General features: G+C 61.1%; 14 protein-coding genes and 1 other RNA gene. 9 read left to right on the top strand and 6 right to left on the bottom strand.

Going from position 1 to position 22,678, the window contains the following annotated elements:
• Window positions 1-58: 58 nt before the first annotated feature.
• Window positions 59-1,519: a D-alanyl-D-alanine carboxypeptidase/D-alanyl-D-alanine-endopeptidase gene (dacB, locus tag NTD85_RS20970; RefSeq protein WP_103484611.1), complete on the bottom strand. Its 1,461-nt coding sequence runs from the start codon at window positions 1,517-1,519 to the stop codon at window positions 59-61.
• A gap of 235 nt (window positions 1,520-1,754) precedes the next feature.
• On the opposite strand from dacB, the gene NTD85_RS20965 reads away from it, so the two are divergent.
• Window positions 1,755-2,099: a YggL family protein gene (locus tag NTD85_RS20965; protein ID WP_003223308.1), complete on the top strand. Its 345-nt coding sequence runs from the start codon at window positions 1,755-1,757 to the stop codon at window positions 2,097-2,099.
• 36 nt (window positions 2,100-2,135) lie between these two features.
• On the opposite strand, the gene NTD85_RS20960 is transcribed toward NTD85_RS20965, so the two are convergent.
• Window positions 2,136-3,332 (bottom strand): benzoate/H(+) symporter BenE family transporter, encoded by a 1,197-nt coding sequence (locus tag NTD85_RS20960; RefSeq protein ID WP_262143111.1) that lies wholly within the window; start codon window positions 3,330-3,332, stop codon window positions 2,136-2,138.
• A gap of 359 nt (window positions 3,333-3,691) precedes the next feature.
• Between NTD85_RS20960 and NTD85_RS20955 the strand changes: the two genes are divergently transcribed.
• A complete protein-coding gene (locus tag NTD85_RS20955) occupies window positions 3,692-4,456 on the top strand; it encodes a GntR family transcriptional regulator (RefSeq protein ID WP_007961054.1) in 765 nt (254 codons plus the stop codon).
• 183 nt (window positions 4,457-4,639) lie between these two features.
• Here the strand turns inward: NTD85_RS20955 and guaD are convergent, their stop codons facing one another.
• From guaD to xdhA, 4 genes are all read right to left on the bottom strand, one after another.
• A complete protein-coding gene (gene guaD, locus NTD85_RS20950; protein ID WP_262143110.1) occupies window positions 4,640-5,944 on the bottom strand; it encodes a guanine deaminase in 1,305 nt (434 codons plus the stop codon).
• A gap of 13 nt (window positions 5,945-5,957) precedes the next feature.
• Complete coding sequence (xdhC, locus tag NTD85_RS20945) at window positions 5,958-6,815, bottom strand: xanthine dehydrogenase accessory protein XdhC (RefSeq protein WP_003223314.1); 858 nt, start codon at window positions 6,813-6,815, stop codon at window positions 5,958-5,960.
• A 148-nt stretch (window positions 6,816-6,963) separates the two neighbouring features.
• Window positions 6,964-9,363: a xanthine dehydrogenase molybdopterin binding subunit gene (xdhB, locus tag NTD85_RS20940; RefSeq protein WP_262143109.1), complete on the bottom strand. Its 2,400-nt coding sequence runs from the start codon at window positions 9,361-9,363 to the stop codon at window positions 6,964-6,966.
• Window positions 9,356-10,810, bottom strand: a complete 1,455-nt coding sequence (gene xdhA, locus NTD85_RS20935) for a xanthine dehydrogenase small subunit (RefSeq protein ID WP_262143108.1) — start codon at window positions 10,808-10,810, stop codon at window positions 9,356-9,358. Before xdhA ends, xdhB begins: the two co-directional genes overlap by 8 nt.
• Before the next feature lie 267 nt (window positions 10,811-11,077).
• Between xdhA and NTD85_RS20930 the strand changes: the two genes are divergently transcribed.
• The 7 genes from NTD85_RS20930 to NTD85_RS20900 all read left to right on the top strand — a co-directional run bounded on the left by NTD85_RS20930 (window position 11,078) and on the right by NTD85_RS20900 (window position 22,647).
• The gene (locus NTD85_RS20930) at window positions 11,078-11,737 is read left to right on the top strand and encodes a GntR family transcriptional regulator (RefSeq protein ID WP_045122360.1); all 660 of its coding nucleotides are present in this window, start codon (window positions 11,078-11,080) and stop codon (window positions 11,735-11,737) included.
• Window positions 11,738-11,739: 2 nt separating this feature from the next.
• Window positions 11,740-15,228: a chromosome segregation protein SMC gene (gene smc, locus NTD85_RS20925; protein WP_003223321.1), complete on the top strand. Its 3,489-nt coding sequence runs from the start codon at window positions 11,740-11,742 to the stop codon at window positions 15,226-15,228.
• A gap of 259 nt (window positions 15,229-15,487) precedes the next feature.
• Complete coding sequence (gene zipA / locus NTD85_RS20920) at window positions 15,488-16,351, top strand: cell division protein ZipA (RefSeq protein ID WP_103484605.1); 864 nt, start codon at window positions 15,488-15,490, stop codon at window positions 16,349-16,351.
• Window positions 16,352-16,498: 147 nt separating this feature from the next.
• Window positions 16,499-18,856, top strand: coding sequence for an NAD-dependent DNA ligase LigA (gene ligA, locus NTD85_RS20915; RefSeq protein ID WP_262143107.1), 2,358 nt, complete (start codon window positions 16,499-16,501; stop codon window positions 18,854-18,856).
• A 238-nt stretch (window positions 18,857-19,094) separates the two neighbouring features.
• On the top strand, window positions 19,095-20,261 hold the full coding sequence (locus tag NTD85_RS20910; RefSeq protein WP_262143106.1) for a putative zinc-binding metallopeptidase: 1,167 nt from the start codon (window positions 19,095-19,097) through the stop codon (window positions 20,259-20,261).
• A 111-nt stretch (window positions 20,262-20,372) separates the two neighbouring features.
• Window positions 20,373-20,469, top strand: an RNA gene (gene ffs / locus NTD85_RS20905) — signal recognition particle sRNA small type.
• A 228-nt stretch (window positions 20,470-20,697) separates the two neighbouring features.
• Complete coding sequence (locus NTD85_RS20900) at window positions 20,698-22,647, top strand: hypothetical protein (protein ID WP_262143105.1); 1,950 nt, start codon at window positions 20,698-20,700, stop codon at window positions 22,645-22,647.
• Window positions 22,648-22,678 lie beyond the last annotated feature (31 nt).

Genomic DNA, 22,678 nt, shown 5'->3' with positions numbered 1-22,678 from the left:
TGCGCACTCAAGTGGGAGCAAGCTCCCTCGCCACAAAGGTCCGGCTTTTACTTGGTGCTTACAGCGCCGAAGCCGTCTGCGGCAGGCGCGGCTGCTTGTACAGATCCAGCAGCACCTGATCCAGTACCGACGACGCGCCGAACGGGGCCTTGTCGTTGAGGATCGCCACCACCGCCCAGGTGTTGCCGTTGACGTCGCGGCTGAAGCCGGCGATTGCCCGTACGGTGTTCAGGGTACCGGTCTTGACGTGGGCTTCGCCGCGCATCGCGGTGGTCTTCAGGCGTTTGCGCATGGTGCCGTCCATGCCGGCAATCGGCAGCGAGCTGATGTACTCGGCGGCGTACGGGCTATGCCAGGCGGCTTGCAGCATGTTGGCCATCTCGCGGGCGCTGACGCGTTCGGCGCGCGACAGCCCGGAGCCGTTCTCCATCACCAGGTGCGGCGCGGTGATGCCTTTCTTCGCCAGCCACTGGCGAACCACGCGTTGCGCAGCCTTGGCGTCATCACCGTCGGCTTCGTTGCGGTACTTCTGACCGAGGCTCAGGAACAGCTGCTGAGCCATGGTGTTGTTACTGTATTTGTTGATGTCGCGAATGATTTCCGCCAGATCCGGCGAGTAGGCGCGGGCCAGCAGCTTGGCGCTGCTCGGGGTCGCGGCGAGGCGATCCTTGCCCTGGATGCTGCCGCCCAGTTCTTTCCAGATCGCGCGCACGGCACCGGCGGTGTAGGTCGCGTGGTCGAGCAGCGACAGATAGGTCTGCGAGCTGCAGCCCTCGCCCAACTGACCGGCGACGGTAACAGTGACGCTGCCGTCCGCCTGGGTCACCGGGTTGTAGCGCACGCCACCGGTGCACTGCTTGGAGTTGAGCGCCTTGACCGTGTTTTCGATGCGCACGCTGGCAATCGGCGGCTCCACCGAGATCAGCACCCGGCCACTGTCATTACGTGCAACGAAGCGCAGGGCCTTGAGGTTGACCAGCAGCGAGTCCGGTTTGACCAGGAACGGTTTGTTCTCGTCGTTGCCGTCGTCGTTGAATTCGGGCAGTTGTGGCTGGATGAAGAAGCTGCGGTCGAGGATCAGATCACCGGTGACCTGGGTCACGCCGTTGGCACGCAGGTCGCGCATCAGCAGCCAGAGTTTTTCCATGTTCAGCTTCGGATCGCCGCCACCCTTGAGGTACAGGTTGCCATTGAGGATGCCGCCGCTCAGGTCGCCGTCGGTGTAGAACTCGGTTTTCCACTGATGGTTGGGGCCGAGCATTTCCAGCGAGGCGTAGGTGGTCACCAGTTTCATGGTCGAGGCCGGGTTGACCGAGACGTCGGCGTTGTACACGGTCGGATTGCCCGGGCCGTCGAGCGGAATCATCACAAGCGACAGCGCGGTTGGCTGCAGTTTGCTGGCCTTGAGGGCTTTTTCGACGTTGGGGGTGAGGGCGGTGTTGATGGTGGCAGCGGCAACCGGCAGGGCCAGGGGCAGAAGAAGGCCGGCGAGAAAGAGAGGACGCAACGATTTGATCATATGAAATAGAACCCTGCAGAAGAGGGGGAAAATAACGAAGGCATGAATGAAAAAGCCCTCAGTGGTCATGAAAGTGTCGGCATTATGCCCCAAGGTGTAACAGCTTGTGCCTTGCCCGAGGCGGCCATTTCGTTATTTTTTTTACAGGCGGTCGGCCACCGCGCCCAGAGAGTCGGGCAATTGACCGCTTAAGCTGGTAAAGTGCCGGCCGTTATTACTTAAGAGGATTGTTCCAATGGCGACTAACCGTTCCCAGCGTCTGCGCAAAAAACTGTGCGTTGATGAATTCCAAGAGCTGGGTTTCGAACTGAACCTGGACTTCAAAGAAGACTTGTCCGAAGAAGCCATTGACGCTTTCCTCGAAGCATTCATCAAAGAAGCCATGGAAGCCAACGGTCTGGGTTATGTTGGCGGCGATGACTTCGGTCTGGTTTGCCTGCAGAAGCGTGGCTCGGTCAACGAAGAGCAGCGCGCTGCCGTTGAAGCCTGGCTGAAAAACCGTAGCGAACTGACCGGCATGACCGTCAGCCCGCTGCTGGACGTCTGGTATCCGGAAAAGCCGATCAACGCGGCTAAGTGATACTGAAAAAAACGGCGACCTGAGGTCGCCGTTTTTTTATGCCTGGGTTTTGCGCCAGTTGAGGATCAGCAAGGTCAGTACCCCCGCGACAATCCCCCAGAACGCCGAACCAATGGAAAACAGCGTCAGCCCCGACGCCGTGACCATGAAGGTGATCAGCGCCGCCTCGCGTTCCTTGACCTCGGTCATGGCGATGCTCAGGCCATTGATGATCGAGCCGAACAGCGCCAGCGCGGCAATCGACAGCACCAGTTCCTTCGGCAGCGCGGCAAACAGCGCCGCCAATGTAGCGCCGAACACCCCGGCGATTCCGTAGAAAATCCCGCACCACACCGCAGCGGTGTAGCGCTTGTTGCGATCTTCATGGGCGTGCGGCCCGGTGCAGATCGCCGCGCTGATTGCCGCGAGGTTGATGCCGTGGGAACCGAACGGCGCCAGCAGCAGCGAGGCGATGCCGGTGGTGGTGATCAGCGGTGAGGCCGGCACGTTGTAGCCGTCGGCCCGCAGCACGGCGATGCCGGGCATGTTCTGCGAGGTCATCGCCACCACGAACAGCGGAATGCCGATGCTGATGGTCGCGGCCAGCGAGAAGTGCGGAGTGGTCCACACCGGCGTCGCCACTTCCAGATGGAAACCGCTGAAATCCAGCAGCCCCATGAAACCTGACAGCGCGGTGCCGATCAGCAGCGCCGCCAGTACCGCGTAACGCGGCGACAGGCGTTTGACCACCAAATAGGTGAAGAACATCCCCAACACCAACCCGGTGCGGTGCTGCGCGGCGACGAAGATTTCGCTGCCGATCTTGAACAGAATCCCCGCCAGCAGCGCCGCTGCCAGCGACGCCGGGATCTTTTTCACCAGGCGTTCGAAGCTGCCGGTCAGGCCGCAAATCGTCACCAGCACCGCGCAGGTGATGTAGGCGCCGATGGCCTCGCCATAGGTGACGCCGCCCAGGCTGGTGATCAACAAGGCTGCACCCGGTGTCGACCAGGCAATGGTGATCGGTGTGCGATAGCGCAACGACAGGCCAATCGAGCACACCGCCATGCCGATCGAGATCGCCCAGATCCACGAGGAAATCTGCGCGCTGCTCAAACCCGCCGCTTGCCCGGCCTGGAACATCAGCACCAGCGAACTGGTGTAGCCGGTCATCATCGCGATGAAACCGGCGACGATCGCCGAGGGCGAAGTGTCGGCGAGGGGGCGCAGGCGGGTGTAGGTGGCGTCGTTCATGACGGCGGTGTTCCTTATACAGATGGAGATGTCCGTAGCAACGCTGAACCCAGTGGGAGCGGGCTTGCTCGCGAAAGCGGTGGGTCATTCAAGGCAGATGTCGCCTGACACACCGCCTTCGCGAGCAAGCCCGCTCCCACAGGGGGATTTTTGTTCTGGCAGCGGATTCTGCGATCAAGCCTAAACTCAATCGTAACGGATCGTTGCAATACAGCCGTGGACACAAACAGCCATACAGTCGTGTTGCCACCATCCATTGTGTACAATCGCGCTGTTTTTTACGCGATACTTGCCAGCGACCTACTGTGCCGTATTACAGTCACGGTCTATTCGCCGCAGTTCTCCCGACTCGAGTGCCCATGAACGAACAGTTGCAACCCCTCAAGAAACAACCGCGAGCAGGCAAAGCCGGCCGCAGCGGAACCCAGGACGATATTGTCTACGCGCATATCTTCGAGGCCATCCTCGAACAGCGTCTGGCGCCCGGCACAAAATTGAGCGAAGAAGCGCTGGGGGAAATCTTCGGGGTCAGCCGCACCATCATTCGCCGCGCGCTGTCGCGTCTGGCTCATGAAGGCGTGGTGCTGTTGCGGCCGAACCGTGGCGCGGTCGTCGCCAGCCCGAGCGTTGAAGAAGCGCGTCAGGTGTTCATGGCCCGCCGTCTGGTGGAGCGCGCGATTACCGAACTGGCCGTGCAGCACGCCACTGCCGAGCAGATCGCCGAATTGCGCCAGATGGTCAACGACGAACGCGACAGTTTCTCCCGTGGCGATCGCGGCGCCGGTATTCGTCTGTCGGGCGAATTCCACCTGAAACTGGCCGAAGCGGCGAAAAACGCGCCACTGATCAGCTTCCAGCGCAGCCTGGTCTCGCAGACCTCGCTGATCATCGCCCAGTATGAAAGCGGCAATCGCTCGCATTGCTCCTACGACGAGCACACCCAGTTGATCGACGCCATCGAAGCGCGCAACGGTGAGCTGGCGGTGGACCTGATGATGCATCACATGGATCACATCGACAGCAAGCTCAACCTCGATGAGGAAAGTGCGTCGGATGATTTGCATGCGGTGTTCTCGCATTTGTTGCAGACCAAGAAGCCTGGGCGCCCTGCGGCGAAACTCTGACTGATACCGAGTCGCGGCCTTCGCGGGCAAGCCCGCTCCCACATTGGATCTTCAGTGAATATAAAATTTGGCATCGACTGAGATCCCCTGTGGGAGCGGGCTTGCTCGCGAATACGGTCTGACAGGCAACAAAAATCCCCCGGGGCTAACACCGCCGGGGGATTTTTTATGCCTCGGGAAAACTCAGCGCTGATGCACCAAAGCCCCTGCCGCATAAGTCTGCTGCACCGTGCGGTCATCGCCCAGTGTCATCAGCACAAACAACGTTTCAGCAATGTTGTTGGCTTGTTTCAGGCGATAGCTGAGCAGTGGCGTGGCGTTGTAATCCAGCACCAGGAAGTCCGCATCAGAACCCGGCTGCAGGTTGCCGATCTTGTCTTCCAGGCGCAGTGCCCGCGCACCGCCCAGGGTCGCCAGGTACAGCGACTTGAACGGACTCAGCCGCGCACCCTGCAGCTGCATGACTTTGTAGGCTTCGTTCAGCGTTTGCAGCAGCGAGAAACTGGTGCCGCCACCGACATCAGTGCCGAGGCCGACGTTGAGCTTGTGCTTCTCGGCCATCGGCAGATTGAACAAACCACTGCCGAGGAAGAAGTTCGAGGTCGGGCAGAACGAGATTGCCGAGCCGGTTTCCGCCAGTCGCGCACATTCGTCGTCGCACAGGTGTACGCCGTGAGCGAACACCGAGCGTTCGCCGAGCAGTTGGTAGTGGTCGTAAACGTCGAGGTAACCCTTGCGCTCCGGGAACAGTTCCTTGACCCACTCGATTTCCTTGAGGTTTTCGCTGATGTGGGTCTGCATGTACAGATCCGGGTATTCGGTCAGCAGTTGGCCGGCGAGAGTCAGTTGCTCCGGGGTGCTGGTCGGGGCGAAGCGCGGGGTGACCGCGTAGTGCAGGCGACCCTTGCCGTGCCAGCGTTCGATCAGCGCCTTGCTCTCGACGTAGCTCGATTCGGCGGTGTCGGTCAGGTAGTCCGGGGCGTTGCGGTCCATCATCACCTTGCCGGCGATCATCCGCAGATCAAGTTTCTCGGCGGCCTCGAAGAACGAGTTCACCGACTGCGGGTGCACGCTGCCGAACACCAGTGCGGTAGTGGTGCCGTTGCGCAGCAGTTCCTTGATGAAAATGTCCGCGACTTCATCGGCGTGGGCTTTGTCACCGAACTGGCTTTCGCAGGGGAAGGTGTAGGTGTTGAGCCAGTCCAGCAGTTGCTCGCCGTAGGCGCCGACCATGCCGGTTTGCGGCAGGTGGATGTGGGTGTCGATGAAGCCCGGGGTGATCAGCGCGTCCTGATAGTGGGTGATCTCGATGTCCGACGGCAGGGTCGGCAGCAGTTCGCTGGCGTGGCCGAGGGCGCTGATCTTGCCGCCATCGACCACCAGCAGGCCGTCCTCGAAATATTCGTAGGAGGCTTCGATCCCGACTTCGGCGGGGTCGGCGATGCTGTGCAGGATGGCGGCGCGGTAGGCTTTGCGAGTCAGAGGCATGAGGGTTCTCTAATCAGTTTGAGGCTTTGAGTTTGGCGGCCTGACTGCGCCGGGAGACCGGCAGCAGTTTGGCAATCGGTTCGGCGCTGGCGGTGTGCTGGCCGAAATTGGCGTTATAGGTGGCGATGATTTCGCCGGCGATGGAGATGGCGATTTCCACAGGCAGTTTGCCTTTGACTTCGCCGATGCCCATCGGGCAGCGCATGCGTTGCACGACGCCGCTGTCGAAACCGCGATCACGCAGGCGATGTTCGAACTTGGCCCGTTTGGTCTTCGAGCCGATCAGGCCGAAGTAGGCGAAGTCGTTGCGCTTGAGAATCGCGGCAGTGAGTTCCAGGTCCAGCTGATGGTTGTGGGTCATGACGATGCAGTAGCTGCCGACGGGCAGGTCATCGATTTCATCCACAGGCTCTTCGGCGACGATTTTACGCACGCCGTGGGGGATCTGTTCGGGGAATTCCTCTTCCCGCGAGTCGATCCAGCGTACCCGGCACGGCAGGCTGGCGAGTAACGGCACCAACGCCCGGCCGACATGCCCGGCGCCGAATACGGCGATTTGCGCCTGCACCTGGCCCATCGGTTCGAACAGCAACACGGTCGCGCCGCCGCAGCACTGGCCAAGGCTGGCACCGAGGCTGAAGCGCTCCAGATGGGTGTCCTGCTTGCCGCTGGCGAGCATCTCGCGGGCGATTTGCATGGCTTTGTATTCCAGATGCCCGCCACCGATGGTGTCGAAGGTCTGTCTGGCGCTGACGACCATTTTCGAACCGGCGTTGCGCGGGGTCGAGCCGAGTTCTTCGATGATCGTCACCAGAACACAGGGTTCGCCCTGGTTCTGCAGGTCGGCGAGGGCGTCGATCCAGTTGTACATAGTTCACCCCTACAACATCGTTGTCTGTTCGGGCCTATTCGCGAGCAAGCTCGCTCCCACATTTTTGATCTCTGTCTTCCACAAAATCTGTGCCCACTGAAGATCTACTGTGGGAGCGAGCCTGCTCGCGATAGCCGCACCTCGGTCCCTAGAGCGGAGCCAATTCGGTTTCAGCCTCGACCGCTTTCACAGTCTTGAGCTGACGCATCTGCTCACACCCCCACAACACCCGCTCCGGGGTCGCCGGCGCGTCGATCTTTGGCTGATGCTTATAGTCACCGAGGCTCGCCACCGCATCCTTGATCGCGCACCACGCGGCAATCCCGAGCATGAACGGCGGCTCACCCACAGCCTTGGAATGGAACACCGTGTCTTCCGGGTTCTTGCGGTTCTCGACCAGCTTCACCCGCAGGTCCAGCGGCATGTCGGCCACGGCCGGGATCTTGTAGCTGGCCGGGCCGTTGGTCATCAGCTTGCCCTTGTTGTTCCAGACCAGCTCTTCCATGGTCAGCCAGCCCATGCCCTGGACGAAGCCGCCCTCGACCTGACCGATGTCGATCGCCGGGTTCAGCGAGGCGCCGACGTCGTGGAGGATGTCGGTACGGAGCATCTTGTACTCGCCGGTCAGGGTGTCGACGATCACTTCGCAGCACGCCGCGCCGAAGGCGAAGTAGTAGAACGGCCGACCACGGGCCTGGCTGCGGTCGTAGTAGATTTTCGGGGTCTTGTAGAAGCCGGTGCTCGACAGCGAGACCTGATTGAAATACGCCAGTTGGATCAACGCTTCGAAGGTCATGATGTGGTCACGCACGCGCACATGGCCGTTGTGGAATTCCACATCTTCTTCGCTGACCTTGTAGTGCCGCGCAGCGAATTCCACCAGACGCTGCTTGATGATCTCGGCGGCGTTCTGCGCAGCCTTGCCGTTGAGGTCGGCACCGCTGGAAGCCGCAGTCGGCGAGGTATTCGGAACTTTGTCGGTGTTGGTCGCGGTGATCTGCACCCGATCCATTTCCACCTGGAACACTTCGGCCACCACCTGTGCGACCTTGGTGTTGAGGCCCTGGCCCATTTCCGTGCCACCGTGGTTCAAGTGGATGCTGCCATCGGTGTAGACGTGGATCAGCGCGCCGGCCTGGTTCAAGAAGCTGGCGGTGAAGGAAATACCGAATTTCACCGGGGTCAGCGCCAGGCCCTTTTTCAGGATCGGGCTGTTAGCGTTATAGCGGCGGATCGCTTCGCGGCGCTCGGCGTACTGGCTGCTTTCTTCCAGTTCGGCGGTCATCTCTTCGAGCATGTTGTGCTCGACGGTCTGGTAGTAGTGGGTGACGTTGCGCTCGGTCTTGCCGTAGTAGTTGGCCTTGCGCACCGCCAGCGGATCGAGGTTGAGGTGACGGGCAATCGCGTCCATCACTTCTTCGATCGCAACCATGCCCTGCGGGCCGCCGAAACCACGGTAAGCGGTGTTCGACGCGGTGTTGGTCTTGCAGCGGTGACCGTTGATGGTCGCGTCACCGAGGTAGTACGAGTTGTCCGAGTGGAACATCGCCCGGTCAACGATCGACGCCGACAGGTCTGGCGAACAGCCGCAGTTGCCGGCCAGGTCCATGGCGATGCCGTGCAGGCGCCCGGAGCTGTCGAAACCGACGTCGTACTCGACATAGAACGGGTGGCGCTTGCCGGTCATCAGCATGTCTTCGACCCGTGGCAGACGCATCTTGGTCGGCTGACCGGTGAGGTGCGCGATGACCGCGCACAGGCACGCCGGGCTGGCGGCCTGGGTTTCCTTGCCGCCGAAACCACCGCCCATGCGGCGCATGTCGACGACGATCTTATTCATCGACACGTCAAGCACTTCGGCCACCAGTTTCTGCACTTCGGTGGGGTTCTGCGTCGAGCAGTAGACGATCATGCCGCCGTCTTCGGTGGGCATTACCGAGGAGATCTGCGTCTCCAGATAAAAGTGTTCCTGACCGCCGATGTGCAGCGTGCCTTGAATGCGATGTTCGGCGGTGGCCAATGCCGAAGCCGAATCGCCGCGCTGATGGGTGTGGCTGTCGAGCACGAAGTGGCGTTTGCGCAAGGCTTCGACCACGTCCAGCACCGGTTCGAGATCCTCGTACTCGATGATCGCCGCCATCGCCGCTTTGCGCGCGGTTTCCAGGTCTTTCGCGGCCACGGCCAGCACTGGCTGACCGACGAATTGCACGTCGTCAATCGCCAGCAGCGGATCGCCCGGCAGCAGCGGGCCGATGTCTTTCAGGCCCGGCACGTCTTCATGGGTGATCGCAATGCGCACGCCTTCGAAGGCGTAGCAGGGCTTGGTGTCGATGCTGATGATTTTCGCGTGGGCGCGGTCCGACAGCCGTGCGTAAACGTGCAGCTGATTGGGAAATTCCAGACGATCATCGATGTACTGCGCTTCACCGGACACATGCTTGGCGGCGCTGTCGTGCTTGACGCTGCGGCCGACACCGGTGGTCAGGTCCTTGGCAAACAGTTCCGCCAATTCGGCTTGGGTCTTCTCTACGGCGTGATGGTTAGACATAAGCGGTCACCCGAGTCTCGATGTGCGGTGTTTGCAGTTCGATGAAGTATTTGCGCAGCAGGTTCTGTGCGCTGAGCAGGCGGTATTCCTTGCTGGCGCGGAAGTCCGAGAGCGGCGTGAAGTCTTCGGCCAATGCTGCGCAGGCGCGTTCGACCACGGCGTTGTTGAACGGCTGACCGAGCAGCACGGCTTCGCAATGGGCGGCGCGTTTCGGGATCGCGGCCATGCCGCCGAATGCCATGCGCGCGTCGGTGATCACACCGTTTTCCACACGCAGGTTGAACGCGGCGCAGACGGCGGAGATGTCATCGTCCAGACGCTTGGAGACTTTGTAGGCGCGGAAGCGCTGTTCGGCGGTGGCACGCGGGACGATGATCTTCTCGATGAATTCGCTTTCCTGGCGGGCGGTGACCTTGTAGTCGATGAAGTAATCTTCCAGGTTCAGCGTGCGCCGGGTTTCACCTTTGCACAGCACCACCTGCGCGCCGAGGGCGATTAGCAGCGGTGGCGAGTCACCGATTGGCGAGGCGTTGCCGATGTTGCCGCCGAGGGTGCCCTGGTTGCGGATCTGCAGTGAGGCGAAACGGTGCAGCAGTTCGCCGAAGTCCGGGTATTCAGCCGTCAGTGCTTCGTAGCAGTCGGAGAGGGCGGTGGCGGCGCCGATTTCGATACGGTCTTCAAAGGTTTCGATGCGCTTCATTTCGGCGACGTTGCCGACGTAGATCATCACCGGCAAGGTGCGGTGGAACTGAGTGACTTCCAGTGCCAGATCGGTGCCGCCGGCCAGCAGCCGGGCTTGTGGGTAAGCGTCGTAGAGGTCGGCCAGATCGGCGACGGTCAGCGGCACCAGGCAACGCTTGTCGCCACTGTTGAGTTCACCGATATCGGTCGGGGCGATGGCTTTGAGGCGGGCGATGGTCTCGGCTTCGCGGGCATCGAACTGGTCCGGTTGCTTGCCACAGCAGGATTGCTCGGCGGCGGCGAGGATCGGCCGGTAGCCGGTGCAGCGGCAGAGGTTGCCGGCCAGCGCTTCGTGCGCCTTGGCCTGATCCGGTGCATCGCTGTTCTTTTGCAGGGCAAACAGCGACATGACGAAACCGGGGGTGCAGAAGCCGCACTGCGAGCCGTGGCACTCGACCATGGCTTTCTGCACGCTGTGCAATTCGCCCTGGTGCTTGAGGTCTTCGACGCTGATCAGTTGTTTGCCGTGCAGCGACGAAACAAAGGTCAGGCACGAGTTGAGGCTGCGATAGCGAATGTGTTCGCGGCCGTCGTCATCCGTTTGCAACTCGCCGACCACCACGGTGCAGGCGCCACAATCGCCGCTGGCGCAGCCTTCTTTGGTGCCGGATTTGCCCACGTGTTCGCGCAGGTAATTGAGCACGGTCAGATTCGGGTCCAGGGCGTGCTCGCTACGGAGTTCCTGGTTAAGTAAAAACTGGATCACGGAAGGCCTCGCAGACTCATTATTGTTGTTAACCGACTTCAACCGAATTTAGCAGGTCTGACTTTTCGGTCAATGGTTTTCTGACTTAAAGGTCAGGAAAAACGGTTTTGTCGATTAACGCGTGCTCTATTGAGTATTGACCCTGAGCGGATCCACTGCTTTTTTGCTTGAATCGTGCCAAAAAGCGCCGTGCGGGCACTCCGCCATGTACTTGCATTTGCGCTACACTGCGCCGCTTGTGCAGATCGAAGAGTTTGAAGGACAACCATGACGTTCAAGGCGCCGGACAGCCTCGCCGAGCAAATTGCTCACCACCTCGCCGAGCGCATCATTCGCGGCGAAATGAAGCCGGGAGAGCGCATTCAGGAACAGAAGGTCACGCTGGCCCTCAATGTCAGCCGCGGATCGGTCCGCGAAGCCCTGCTGATCCTCGAACGCCGCCACCTGATCGCGATCCTGCCGCGACGTGGCGCCCATGTCACCGAACTCACCGCACACAAGGTGCAGAGCCTGTGCACGCTGATGAGCGAGCTGTACATCCTGCTCGGCAATGCGGTCGCCAATGGCTGGCAGACCCAGGCCGACATGGCGCCGTTCGTGCAGATCCAGCAGCGCCTGGGCGCCAGCTACGAGCGTCAGGACATCCGCACCTTCGTCGACGACAGCTTCGCCGTGATGCGCGCTGCGTACCCGTTTGCCAACAACCCGTACCTGCAAGAGACCGTCGAGAACCTGCAGCCGGCCATGAGCCGTGCGTACTTCCTCGCCCTCGAACAGCGCAAGGCCGAAATGAGCGAGTTCCTCGAACTGTTCGAACGCCTGCTGGCCGCTGTGCTCGCCCGTGACTTGCCGCAGATCCGCATCGTGCTGACGGCTTACGCCCAGCGCAGCTGCGATCTGGTGGTTTCCGCCCTGACGGTTGCCTGAGCGTGCGGCTAAAGTGCATCAAACTGGCGGGGTTCAAGTCCTTCGTCGATCCGACCACGGTGAACTTCCCCAGTAACATGGCGGCGGTCGTCGGGCCGAACGGTTGCGGCAAGTCGAACATCATCGACGCCGTACGCTGGGTGATGGGCGAAAGTTCGGCGAAGAACCTGCGTGGCGAGTCGATGACCGACGTCATCTTCAACGGCTCGACCAGTCGCAAACCGGTGAGCCAGGCAAGCATCGAGCTGGTGTTCGACAACTCCGCCGGCACGCTGTTGGGCGAATACGCGGCTTACGCGGAGATTTCCATCCGTCGTAAGGTGACCCGCGACAGCCAGACGACTTATTACCTCAACGGCACCAAATGCCGTCGTCGCGACATTACCGATATCTTTCTCGGCACCGGTCTGGGCCCGCGCAGCTACTCGATCATCGAGCAAGGGATGATCTCCAAGCTGATCGAGTCCAAGCCTGAAGACTTACGCAACTTCATCGAAGAAGCGGCGGGCATCTCCAAGTACAAGGAGCGCCGGCGCGAGACCGAAAACCGCATCCGCCGCACCCACGAAAACCTGGCGCGTCTGACCGACCTGCGCGAAGAGCTCGAACGCCAGCTCGAACGCCTGCACCGTCAGGCCGAATCCGCCAGGAAGTATCAGGAATACAAGAGCGAAGAGCGTCAGCTCAAGGCGCAACTGTCGGCCCTGCGCTGGCAGGATCTGAACGATCAGGTCGGCCAGCGCGAGTCGATCATCGGCACGCAGGAAGTCAGTTTCGAAGCGCTGGTCGCCGAGCAGCGCAATGCCGATGCCGCCATCGAGCGCCTGCGCGACGGGCACCATGAACTGTCCGAGCGCTTCAATCTGGTGCAGGGGCGCTTCTATTCGGTCGGTGGCGATATCGCCCGGGTCGAGCAGAGCATCCAGCACGGCCAGCAGCGCTTGCGCCAGTTGCAGGACGATCTGAAGGAAGCCGAGCGCGCGCGTCTGGAAACCGAATCGCACCTGGGCCACGACCGCACGCTGCTGCTGACCCTCGGCGAAGAGCTGGACATGCTCACCCCCGAGCAGGAAGTCACCAGCGCCGCCGCCGAAGAAGCTGCTGCTGCGCTGGAAGAAGCCGAGCTGACCATGCACGGCTGGCAGGAGCAGTGGGACACCTTCAACCTGACCGCCGCCGAACCACGGCGCCAGGCCGAAGTGCAGCAGTCGCGGATCCAGCAGCTGGAAACCAGCATGGAGCGTCTGGCCGATCGGCAAAAGCGTCTTGCTGAAGAGCGCGATTTGCTTTCCGCCGACCCGGAAGACGCGGCGATCATGGCGCTCAACGAGCAGCTCGCCGAATCCGAAGCGACCCTCGAAGATTTGCAGACCAGCGAAGAAGCGCAGGTCGAAAAGCTGGAACAGCTGCGTCAGGAACTGCAGCAGGCACTGACCGCGCAGCAACAGGCGCAGGGCGATTTGCAGCGTCTCAACGGGCGACTGGCCTCGCTGGAAGCCTTGCAGCAAGCCGCGCTCGATCCGGGCACCGGCACTGCCGAATGGCTGCGCGAACAGAATCTCGCCGAGCGCCCGCGTCTGGCCGAAGGGCTGAAGGTCGAGGCCGGTTGGGAGCTGGCAGTGGAAACCGTGCTCGGCGCCGATCTGCAAGCGGTGCTGGTGGACGACTTCAACGGCTTCGATCTGTCCGCGTTCACCCAAGGTGATCTGCGCCTGCTCAGTCCCGCCAGTGATGGTGTGCGAGTGGCGGGCAGTTTGCTGGACAAGGTCGAGGCGCAGATCGATCTGTCGCCGTGGCTCGGCCAGGTCAAACCGGTCGACAGCCTCGAACAGGCGTTGGCTCTGCGCGGCCAGTTGAGTGCCGGGCAAAGTCTGATCAGTCGCGACGGTTACTGGGTCGGTCGGCACTTTCTGCGTGTGCGTCGCGCCAGTGAAGCTGAAAGCGGCATGCTCGCCCGTGGCCAGGAAATCGAGACGCTGCAGGCCGAGCGCGAAGAGCGCGAAGCCACGGTCGAAGCCATGGAAACCCGGTTGCAGACCCTGCGTGCGCAACAGCGGCAGCAGGAAAACGGTCGCGAACATTTGCGCCGCTTGCTGCAGGACGAAGCGCGTTCCCAAGGTGAATTGAAAGCCCAGTTGTCCGCCGGTAAAGCCAAGGCCGAACAACTGATGCTGCGCCGCACGCGGCTTGATGAGGAACTGATCGAACTCGGCGAGCAACGCGAGCTGGAACACGAACAAGTCGGCGAAGCGCGCATGCAATTGCAGGAAGCGCTCGACGCCATGGCGCTGGACACCGAGCAGCGCGAGTTGCTGCTGGCCCAGCGCGACAGCCTGCGCGAACGCCTCGACCGCGTGCGTCAGGAAGCCCGGCAACACAAGGATCACGCCCACCAACTGGCGGTGCGCCTCGGTTCGTTGCGCGCGCAACATGACTCCACGCGGCAGGCGCTGGAGCGGCTGGAAATGCAGGCCGAGCGTCTGACCGAAAAGCGTGAGCAGTTGAGCCTGAATCTGGAGGAGGGCGAGGCACCGCTGGAAGAGCTGCGCCTGAAACTCGAAGAACTGCTCGACAAACGCATGACCGTCGACGAAGAACTGAAGACCGCGCAGATCGCGCTGGAAGACGCCGACCGCGAACTGCGCGAAGCGGAAAAGCGCCGAACCCAGGCCGAGCAGCAATCGCAAATGATCCGTGGCCAGCTCGAACAGCAACGCATGGAATGGCAAGCGCTGACCGTGCGGCGCAAGGCGCTGCAGGATCAATTGCTCGAAGACGGCTACGATCTCAATGGCGTGCTCGCGACGTTGACGCCCGAGGCCAGTGAACGCGCCGCCGAAGAAGAACTCGAACGGATCAATGCGCGGATTCAACGCCTGGGCGCGATCAACCTCGCGGCCATCGACGAATACACGCAACAGTCCGAACGTAAACGTTATCTGGATGCGCAGGACGCCGATCTGGTGGAAGCACTGGAGACCCTGGAAAACGTCATCCGCAAGATCGACAAGGAAACCCGTAATCGCTTCAAAGATACCTTTGATCAGATCAATGGCGGTTTACAGGCACTTTTCCCGAAAGTTTTCGGTGGCGGGCGCGCGTATTTGGAACTGACGGGCGAAGATCTACTCGATACAGGGGTAACGATCATGGCGCAGCCGCCAGGGAAGAAGAACAGCACCATCCATTTGCTCTCCGGCGGGGAAAAAGCCCTGACCGCGCTGGCACTGGTTTTTGCGATCTTCAAATTGAATCCGGCGCCGTTCTGCATGCTCGATGAAGTTGACGCGCCACTGGATGACGCTAACGTTGGACGCTACGCACGATTGGTTAAAGAGATGTCGCAGACCGTGCAGTTCATCTATATCACCCACAACAAGATCGCCATGGAAATGGCCGATCAACTGATGGGCGTGACGATGCACGAGCCGGGTTGTTCGCGACTGGTTGCAGTGGATGTCGAGGAGGCGATGGCGATGGTGGACGCCTGAGTCAGCGTGGTGTCGGAAGGGTATTGATGTTCTGTAGGACTTTTTTACCGACTTCGACTTGCTGGCCAATCGACATATTCGCGCAAGCCAATGTGACAGACGGTGTAAAGTTGTCTTTGGTCGTGCTAGTTTAATGTCAATTTTTCGTATACGTGGGCAAAACGCCTGTCAGAACATAGAGTTGGCGCCACGTTTTAAAGCGGTTTGCAAAATGTAAACCCCTTATTTTTCAGCATTTTTTATAGAGGCACGGGATTACATGGAAATCGGTCTGCGCGAGTGGCTGATCGTCATCGGCATCATTGTGATAGCCGGTATTCTTTTCGATGGCTGGCGCCGTATGCGCGGCGGCAAGGGAAAACTGAAATTCCGTCTTGACCGAAGTCTGTCCAACCTGCCGGACGAGGACACCAGCGCTGAGCTGTTGGGCCCGGCCCGCGTGCTGGATACGCATAAAGAACCGCAACTGGACGAACACGATCTGCCGTCGGTGAGCATGCCGGCCCGCGAAGCTCGCGAGCCTCGCGAATCCGGTTCGAAACGTGGCAAGCGCGGCAGCAACGGTCCGGCCCAGGGCGACCTGAACCTCGACCTGGACCTGGACGGCGGCCCGAGCTTCAGCAGCCGTGATGATGACTTCGTCGAAGACATCAAGCCGTCGCCAGCGGTGGTCGACAAGGATCAGCCGCAAGCCGAAGAAGTGCTGGTGATCAGCGTGATCTGCCGCGACGCCGCCGGCTTCAAAGGCCCGGCCCTGCTGCAGAATATTCTCGAAAGCGGTCTGCGTTTTGGCGAGATGGATATTTTCCACCGTCACGAAAGCATGGCCGGCAACGGTGAAGTGCTGTTCTCCATGGCCAATGCGGTCAAGCCGGGCATCTTCGATCTGGACGATATCGACCATTTCAGCACCCCGGCGGTAAGCTTCTTCCTCGGCCTGCCAGGCCCGCGTCATCCGAAGCAGGCTTTCGACGTGATGGTCGCGGCAGCGCGCAAGCTGTCGCAGGAACTGAACGGCGAGCTGAAAGATGACCAGCGCAGCGTACTGACCGCGCAGACCATCGAGCACTACCGTCAGCGCATCGTCGAATTCGAACGCCGCGCCCTGACCCAGAAGCGCTAAGGCCAAGATCAAAAGATCGCAGCCTTCGGCAGCTCCTACAGAGGAACGCGATCCCTGTAGGAGCTGTCGAGTGCAACGAGGCTGCGATCTTTGAATGATGAAACTGGAGCAGCCTCGGCTGCTCTTTTGCTTTATGAGAGAACACCCATGACCGCCGCCAAAAACCGCATCCTAGAGCTGCGCGCTGAACTTGATCAGCACAACTACCGGTACCACGTCCTCGACGAGCCGAGCATTCCGGACGCCGAGTACGATCGGTTGTTCCACGAGCTCAAGGCACTGGAAGCGGCCAATCCGGAACTGATCACCAGTGACTCGCCTACCCAGCGTGTCGGCAGCGTGGCACTGACCGCGTTCACCCAGGTGCGTCACGAAGTGCCGATGCTCAGCCTCGGCAACGCCTTCGAAGAAACCGACATGCGCGAGTTCGACCGCCGGGTGACCGAAGGTCTGGATCTGCCGGCCGGTGATCTGTTCGGTGGCGGCGCCGCGGTGGAATACAGTTGCGAGCCGAAACTCGATGGCCTGGCGGTCAGCCTGCTGTATCAGGACGGCGTGCTGGTGCGTGGCGCCACCCGCGGCGATGGCACCACCGGTGAAGACATCAGCGTCAACGTGCGCACCGTGCGCAACATCCCGTTGAAGCTGCATGGCGAGGGTTGGCCGGCGACCCTGGAAGTGCGCGGTGAAGTGTTCATGTCCAAGGCCGGTTTCGAGCGCCTCAACGCCTCGCAACTGGAAGTCGGCGGCAAGACCTTCGCCAACCCGCGCAATGCCGCTGCCGGCAGCCTGCGTCAGCTGGATTCGAAGATCACCGCCAACCGCCCGCTGGAGTTCTGCTGCTACGGCATCGGTCAGGTTTCCCACGATATTTCCGACACCCACATTGGCAACCTCAAGCAATTGCAGAAGTGGGGCATGCCGATCAGCCACGAGCTGAAACTGGCCAAAGGCATCGACGAGTGCCTGGATTACTACCGTGACATCGGCGAACGGCGTAACGCGCTGGCCTACGAAATCGACGGTGTGGTGTTCAAGGTCAACAGCATCGCCGATCAGCGTGAGCTGGGCTTCCGTGCCCGCGAACCGCGTTGGGCGATCGCGCACAAATTCCCGGCCATGGAAGAACTCACCGAACTGCTCGACGTGGAATTCCAGGTCGGCCGTACCGGCGCCGTCACTCCGGTGGCACGGCTGAAACCGGTTAAGGTCGCAGGTGTCACCGTGGCCAACGCCACCCTGCACAACATGGACGAAGTGGCGCGCCTGGGCCTGATGATCGGCGACACGGTGATCATCCGCCGCGCCGGTGACGTGATCCCGCAGGTGGTGCAAGTGGTCACCGAACGCCGTCCCGAGAATGCACGTCCTGTAGCGATTCCGGAGAACTGCCCGGTCTGCGGCTCCCATGTCGAGCGCACGCAACTGGTCAAGCGCAGCAAGGGCAAGGAAACCATCAGCGAAGGTGCGGTGTACCGCTGCGTCGGCCGTCTGGCCTGTGGCGCGCAACTGAAGCAGGCGATCATTCACTTTGTCTCGCGCCGGGCGATGGACATCGAAGGCCTCGGCGACAAGAGCGTCGAGCAACTGGTCGACGAAGGTCTGGTCAGTTCGCCGGCCGATCTGTATGCGTTGAAGTTCGACGACATTGTCGATCTGGAAGGCTTCGCCGAAGTCTCCAGCAACAAGCTGCTGGCAGCCATCGAAGACAGCAAGCAACCGGGTCTGGCGCGGTTCATTTACGCCCTCGGCATTCCCGATGTCGGCGAGGAGACGGCCAAGGTTCTGGCACGCTCGCTGGGGTCGCTGGAGCGCGTGCAGCAGGCGTTGCCGCAAGTGCTGACCTACCTGCCGGACATCGGCCTGGAAGTGGCGCACGAGATTCACAGCTTCTTTGAGGATGCGCATAACCAGCAAGTGATCACCGAGTTGCTCGGGCATGGCCTGCAGATTCAGGATCAGGGTGAACTCGGCGCCGAATTTGCCGCCAGCACCACGCTCGGCGGCTTGCTCGACAAACTGCACATCCCTTCGGTTGGCCCGGGCGGTGCGCAGAAACTGGCGGACAAATTCGGCTCGCTGGACGCGGTAATGAATGCTGATTGGCTGGACATGCGTCAGGCGTTGCCGGAGAAGCAGGCCAATTCTGTTCGCGAGTTTTTTGCTGTGCCTGAGCATCGGCAAATCGCCGAGTCTGCCGAAAAACAGCTGCGTGATTTCGGTATGCACTGGCTGAGCGAGAAGAAAGTCGTCGAAGGCCTGCCACTGTCCGGCGAGACCTGGGTGCTGACTGGCAAGGTCGAGTTGATGAGCCGCGACGTAGCCAAAGAACACCTGGAGAGCCTCGGCGCCAAAGTCGCCGGCTCGGTCTCGGCCAAGACCCACTGCGTGGTGGCGGGGCCGGGGGCTGGCTCGAAGCTGACCAAGGCCAATGAGCTGGGCGTGAAGGTGATGGATGAAGAGGCGTTTATCGCGTTCCTCAAAACCCACGGTATTTCTGCCTGATAGGGCTCAAACCTGTAGTGAGGGGATTTATCCCCGACCGGCTGCGCAGCAGTCGTAAAACCTGAGCACACGGTTTGTCTGATTCAACTGAGTGGTAGGGTTTCGGGGCTGCTTCGCAACCCGGCGGGAGCAAGCTCCCTCGCCACATCGGCAGTGTCACTCAGTAGCTGCGCTGTATTCGGGAACATTGTTGTCTTCAGGATGATCTAGTCTTGGCAAGCCCCAGGGAGAGATCGCCATGTACCGCTTTTTCGAGCAGCTCAGTTCTCGCATCGTCGCGCCGTTCATGGGCGAGTCTTCACGCAACAGCAAAATCTGGCCGTGCCGCTGCGGCCAGTCGCTGTTCTTTCGCAACAGTCAGTGCCTGGCGTGCAGCGCCATGCTGGGCTATCAGCCTGAAGAAAGTCGCCTGACCTCGCTGCAACCGGGGCCGCAGGACGGTCGCTGGACACTCGATGCCGATCCCGGCGCCGGACTGTTTCGCCGCTGCGCCAACCTCGACACGCCCGCCGCGTGCAACTGGCTGCTGCCGGATAACGGTCACGACAGCCTGTGCATCGCCTGCAGCCTCAATCGCACCATCCCCGATCTCTCGGTGCCGGAAAACCCCGAACGCTGGCGCAAGGTCGAAATCGCCAAGCGCCGACTGGTGGCGCAACTGATCACCCTCGGCCTGCCGGTCATCCCGAAAACCGTGGACGAAGCGACCGGTCTGGCTTTCGACTTCATCGGCGTCGACCTCGAAGGCAACGCGCCGATGACCGGCCACGCCAACGGCCTGATCACCCTCGACATCAAAGAAGCCGACGACGCTCATCGTGAGCAGGTGCGGGCGGCAATGCATGAACCCTATCGCACGTTGCTCGGGCATTTTCGGCATGAGGTCGGGCATTACTACTGGGACCGCTTGATCGCCAACGGCCCGTGGCTCGAGTCGTTCCGCCAGCTGTTCGGCGACGAGCGCGCCAGTTACGCCGAAGCACTAGACCGTCATTATCAGCAAGGTGCCCCGCTGGACTGGCCGCATCACTACGTCAGCGCCTACGCGACCATGCACCCGTGGGAAGACTGGGCGGAAACCTGGGCGCATTACCTGCACATGATGGACGCGGTGGACACCGCGCTGGGTTTCGGCATGAGCGCGCGGGAAATGGATTTCGACTACCAGCCGTTCCCGCCCAGCACGCTGTACGACCCGGAGCACCCCGGCGGCGCGGCGTTCCTGTCGTTCGTCAACGCCTGGATCGAACTGGCGGGCATGCTCAACGAGCTGTCACGCAGCATGGGTCAGCCGGATTTCTACCCGTTCGTGCTGCCGGCGGCGGCGATTGCCAAGTTGCACTTCATCCATCTGGTGATCCAGCAGGCGGGCGGCAAGGCGGACGAGGTGTTGCAGGCGCAATAGCAAGTGCTTGAAGCCCTTCATGTTTTTTATCTGAAACCAACGGTTGTAACTTCGCTTCAGATAGGTACAATGGCGCGGCTCGCCGACAGGTGAGTGTCGTTATGGTGACCCCATCGGTCCCCCCGCAACGATTACCCGTGAACCTGGTCAGAGCCGGAAGGCAGCAGCCACAGCGGGAACATTGTGTGCCGGGGTGTGGCTGGTGGGGTTACCACCTTAACGAACAACCAAGGCTTCAACAGAACTGCATGGGTTTCGCCCACTGCGGTTTTTTTATGCCTGCGATTCGAGCTGTCACGCCAGCCCCTGTGGGAGCGAGCCTGCTCGCGAAGGCTGCCCCCCGATGCCTGTTCAGTCACCAAGGCTGAACAGTGGCATACTCCACCGTCTTGCTGCGCGCGTCGTTGACAAGTTCGCGCCCTGGCTACGAGGTTGTATGCACCCGGAACATCACGATTTATCCACCGCCGTGTACTTGCCTGTGACGGACGAGACCTGCGCGAGCCTGTTGCAGCCCGAGGGCGCGAAAATCCTCGGCGAGTTGACGGATGCGCAATTGGCCGCCGTGCTGGTCATCCAGAATCTGGCCCAGGCCGCCGAAAAGGATCTCACCGCCACGGCGGCGGAGAAGGTGCTGGCGCGGCTGATCGCCTGGGCGGTCGATGGCGGGGCAGGGCTGCTGTCCGAGGCGCAGCGGCTGTTCGATCCGCGCCAGTTGTACTTCGGCCTGAACGCCATCAGGGGATTGAACCTGCGTTTGCTGTTGGCCGAAGAGGTGTCGGCGCAGGATTATCTGCTGCCCGATGGCAAGTGGGATGACGAGTTCAAGACGCGCCACCACGCGGTCAACAATCCGTTCAGTCAGCAGATGATCAGCCCGGCGCACCGCGAGCGCTGGCTCAGCGCTGCGCAAGACAAACTGGTCAGAACCTTCCGCGCCAACCTCGATGAAGACCTGCACGTTCAAGGCTACGCCGGGATCGGCAAGAGCCATCTGGTCGGCGCGTTGACCGAGTGCCTGCGCCCAGAGAAAACCCTGCTGCTGGCACGCACCCCGGAAAAACTCGCGACCCTGTGCCAGCGCATGGGCGTAGGCAGTGAGCGCAAGCCCGGCATCACCTTTGAGGCGTTCGCGCGCGGGCTGATTTATGGGCGCAAGCCACAGCCGGCAAGCGCCGCCGGCCGAGTCGCGAGCAAACAGAGTCTGGCGCAGGAGCTGAACATCCTCGGCTTTCGCGAGCATGACGCGCAAAGAACCCTCAACGTCTGCCTGGAAACCCTCGAGCGCTATTGCCACTCCCGGGACTACAGCCTGTCGGCGCATCATCTGCCGTATTTCAAACTGTCCTTGTCCAGCCTTGAGTCCAAGGTGCTGCTGGAATATTCGAGCCGCGTGTGGACTTACCTCGAGGCCAACCCGGCGTGGGGCCGGCAGAGCGGCTTTGAAGCCTTGTTGCTGATCAAACGGGCAAGCCTTGCGGGCTGCGTGGTGCCACCGCGCTACACCCACGTGCTGATCGACGAGAGCCAGGACATTCCTGCTTCGCTGCTGCAGATTATCGAGCGCGGCCGGCAGGTGCTGATCACGCTGGGCGATGAGTATCAGCATGCCGAGCGCGATCTGGTGAAAAGAAAGCGTGAAGTGCGCCAGAGCGATATCACCTATTCGGTGCGCTCGGGGCGCAACGTCGAGCGTCTGGTCAATCCGCTGATTTCCCGGCACTCGGAAAAGAGCAAGGTGCCTTTCGAAGGCGCGCGTGAGGCGGACGTCGGCATCGAGTTTTACCCACAGGGCTTTGTCCCGCCGGAAGGTTGTGTGGTGCTGACGGCGTCCCCGTGGGACACCATGAAGTGGGCCATGCAACTGCACGATGCCAATTGCCTGTTCTGCTTCACCGACATGCAGGCGCAGCGCGACCTTGAGCACTTCATGACCAGCGCCATCGAGTTGTTCAAGGTGGATTACTACAGTTCCACGCACAGCGAGAAGGGCCCGCATCGCTATTTCAGCGACTTGCCGAAGTGGCAACAGGTGCGCGATGCCAATCAGTTCGACGAGGCGTTTCTGTGGGTCGAGGCCGAGCTGGAGAAAGGCTTCAAGGTCGCTGACCTGACCCGGCTCAACCGGATGATCGGCGGCCCCGGCAAGAGCTGCCTGCTGATGCAGGCGCAGGAGGCGGGCGGCATGGAGTTCGACCGCGTTCTGCTGACGCCTGAACTGCTGACCAATGTGCAGTTCAAGGACGCCTACCAATTCGACCAGCGGATCTGCGCCGTGTACATCGCCATCTCCCGCGCCCGGCAGCAGCTTTACCTGCCGTACGATGTGGTCGAGTGGATCGAGTTTCACGACTACCAGAAATTCCGCGAGTCGCACGGTTACTGAATAATTCTCCGTCGGAAATGTCCTCCTGTGG

The organism is Pseudomonas sp. 13B_3.2_Bac1, assembly GCF_025466205.1.
Classification (GTDB): domain Bacteria; phylum Pseudomonadota; class Gammaproteobacteria; order Pseudomonadales; family Pseudomonadaceae; genus Aquipseudomonas; species Aquipseudomonas fluorescens_H.
The sequence above is the reverse complement of the archived record's forward strand: the minus strand, read 5'-3'. Positions and strand labels throughout refer to the sequence as shown.

What these genes read in the sequence shown, in the direction of transcription:
- NTD85_RS20900 (WP_262143105.1), top strand. Translation starts at nt 20,698, where the DNA reads ATGCACCCGGAACATCACGATTTATCCACCGCCGTGTACTTGCCTGTG.
- NTD85_RS20930 (WP_045122360.1), top strand. Translation starts at nt 11,078, where the DNA reads ATGACGTTCAAGGCGCCGGACAGCCTCGCCGAGCAAATTGCTCACCAC.
- dacB (WP_103484611.1), bottom strand. Translation starts at nt 1,519, where the DNA reads ATGATCAAATCGTTGCGTCCTCTCTTTCTCGCCGGCCTTCTTCTGCCC.
- xdhC (WP_003223314.1), bottom strand. Translation starts at nt 6,815, where the DNA reads ATGTACAACTGGATCGACGCCCTCGCCGACCTGCAGAACCAGGGCGAA.
- NTD85_RS20955 (WP_007961054.1), top strand. Translation starts at nt 3,692, where the DNA reads ATGAACGAACAGTTGCAACCCCTCAAGAAACAACCGCGAGCAGGCAAA.
- zipA (WP_103484605.1), top strand. Translation starts at nt 15,488, where the DNA reads ATGGAAATCGGTCTGCGCGAGTGGCTGATCGTCATCGGCATCATTGTG.
- NTD85_RS20910 (WP_262143106.1), top strand. Translation starts at nt 19,095, where the DNA reads ATGTACCGCTTTTTCGAGCAGCTCAGTTCTCGCATCGTCGCGCCGTTC.
- NTD85_RS20965 (WP_003223308.1), top strand. Translation starts at nt 1,755, where the DNA reads ATGGCGACTAACCGTTCCCAGCGTCTGCGCAAAAAACTGTGCGTTGAT.
- NTD85_RS20960 (WP_262143111.1), bottom strand. Translation starts at nt 3,332, where the DNA reads ATGAACGACGCCACCTACACCCGCCTGCGCCCCCTCGCCGACACTTCG.
- ligA (WP_262143107.1), top strand. Translation starts at nt 16,499, where the DNA reads ATGACCGCCGCCAAAAACCGCATCCTAGAGCTGCGCGCTGAACTTGAT.
- guaD (WP_262143110.1), bottom strand. Translation starts at nt 5,944, where the DNA reads ATGCCTCTGACTCGCAAAGCCTACCGCGCCGCCATCCTGCACAGCATC.
- xdhB (WP_262143109.1), bottom strand. Translation starts at nt 9,363, where the DNA reads ATGTCTAACCATCACGCCGTAGAGAAGACCCAAGCCGAATTGGCGGAA.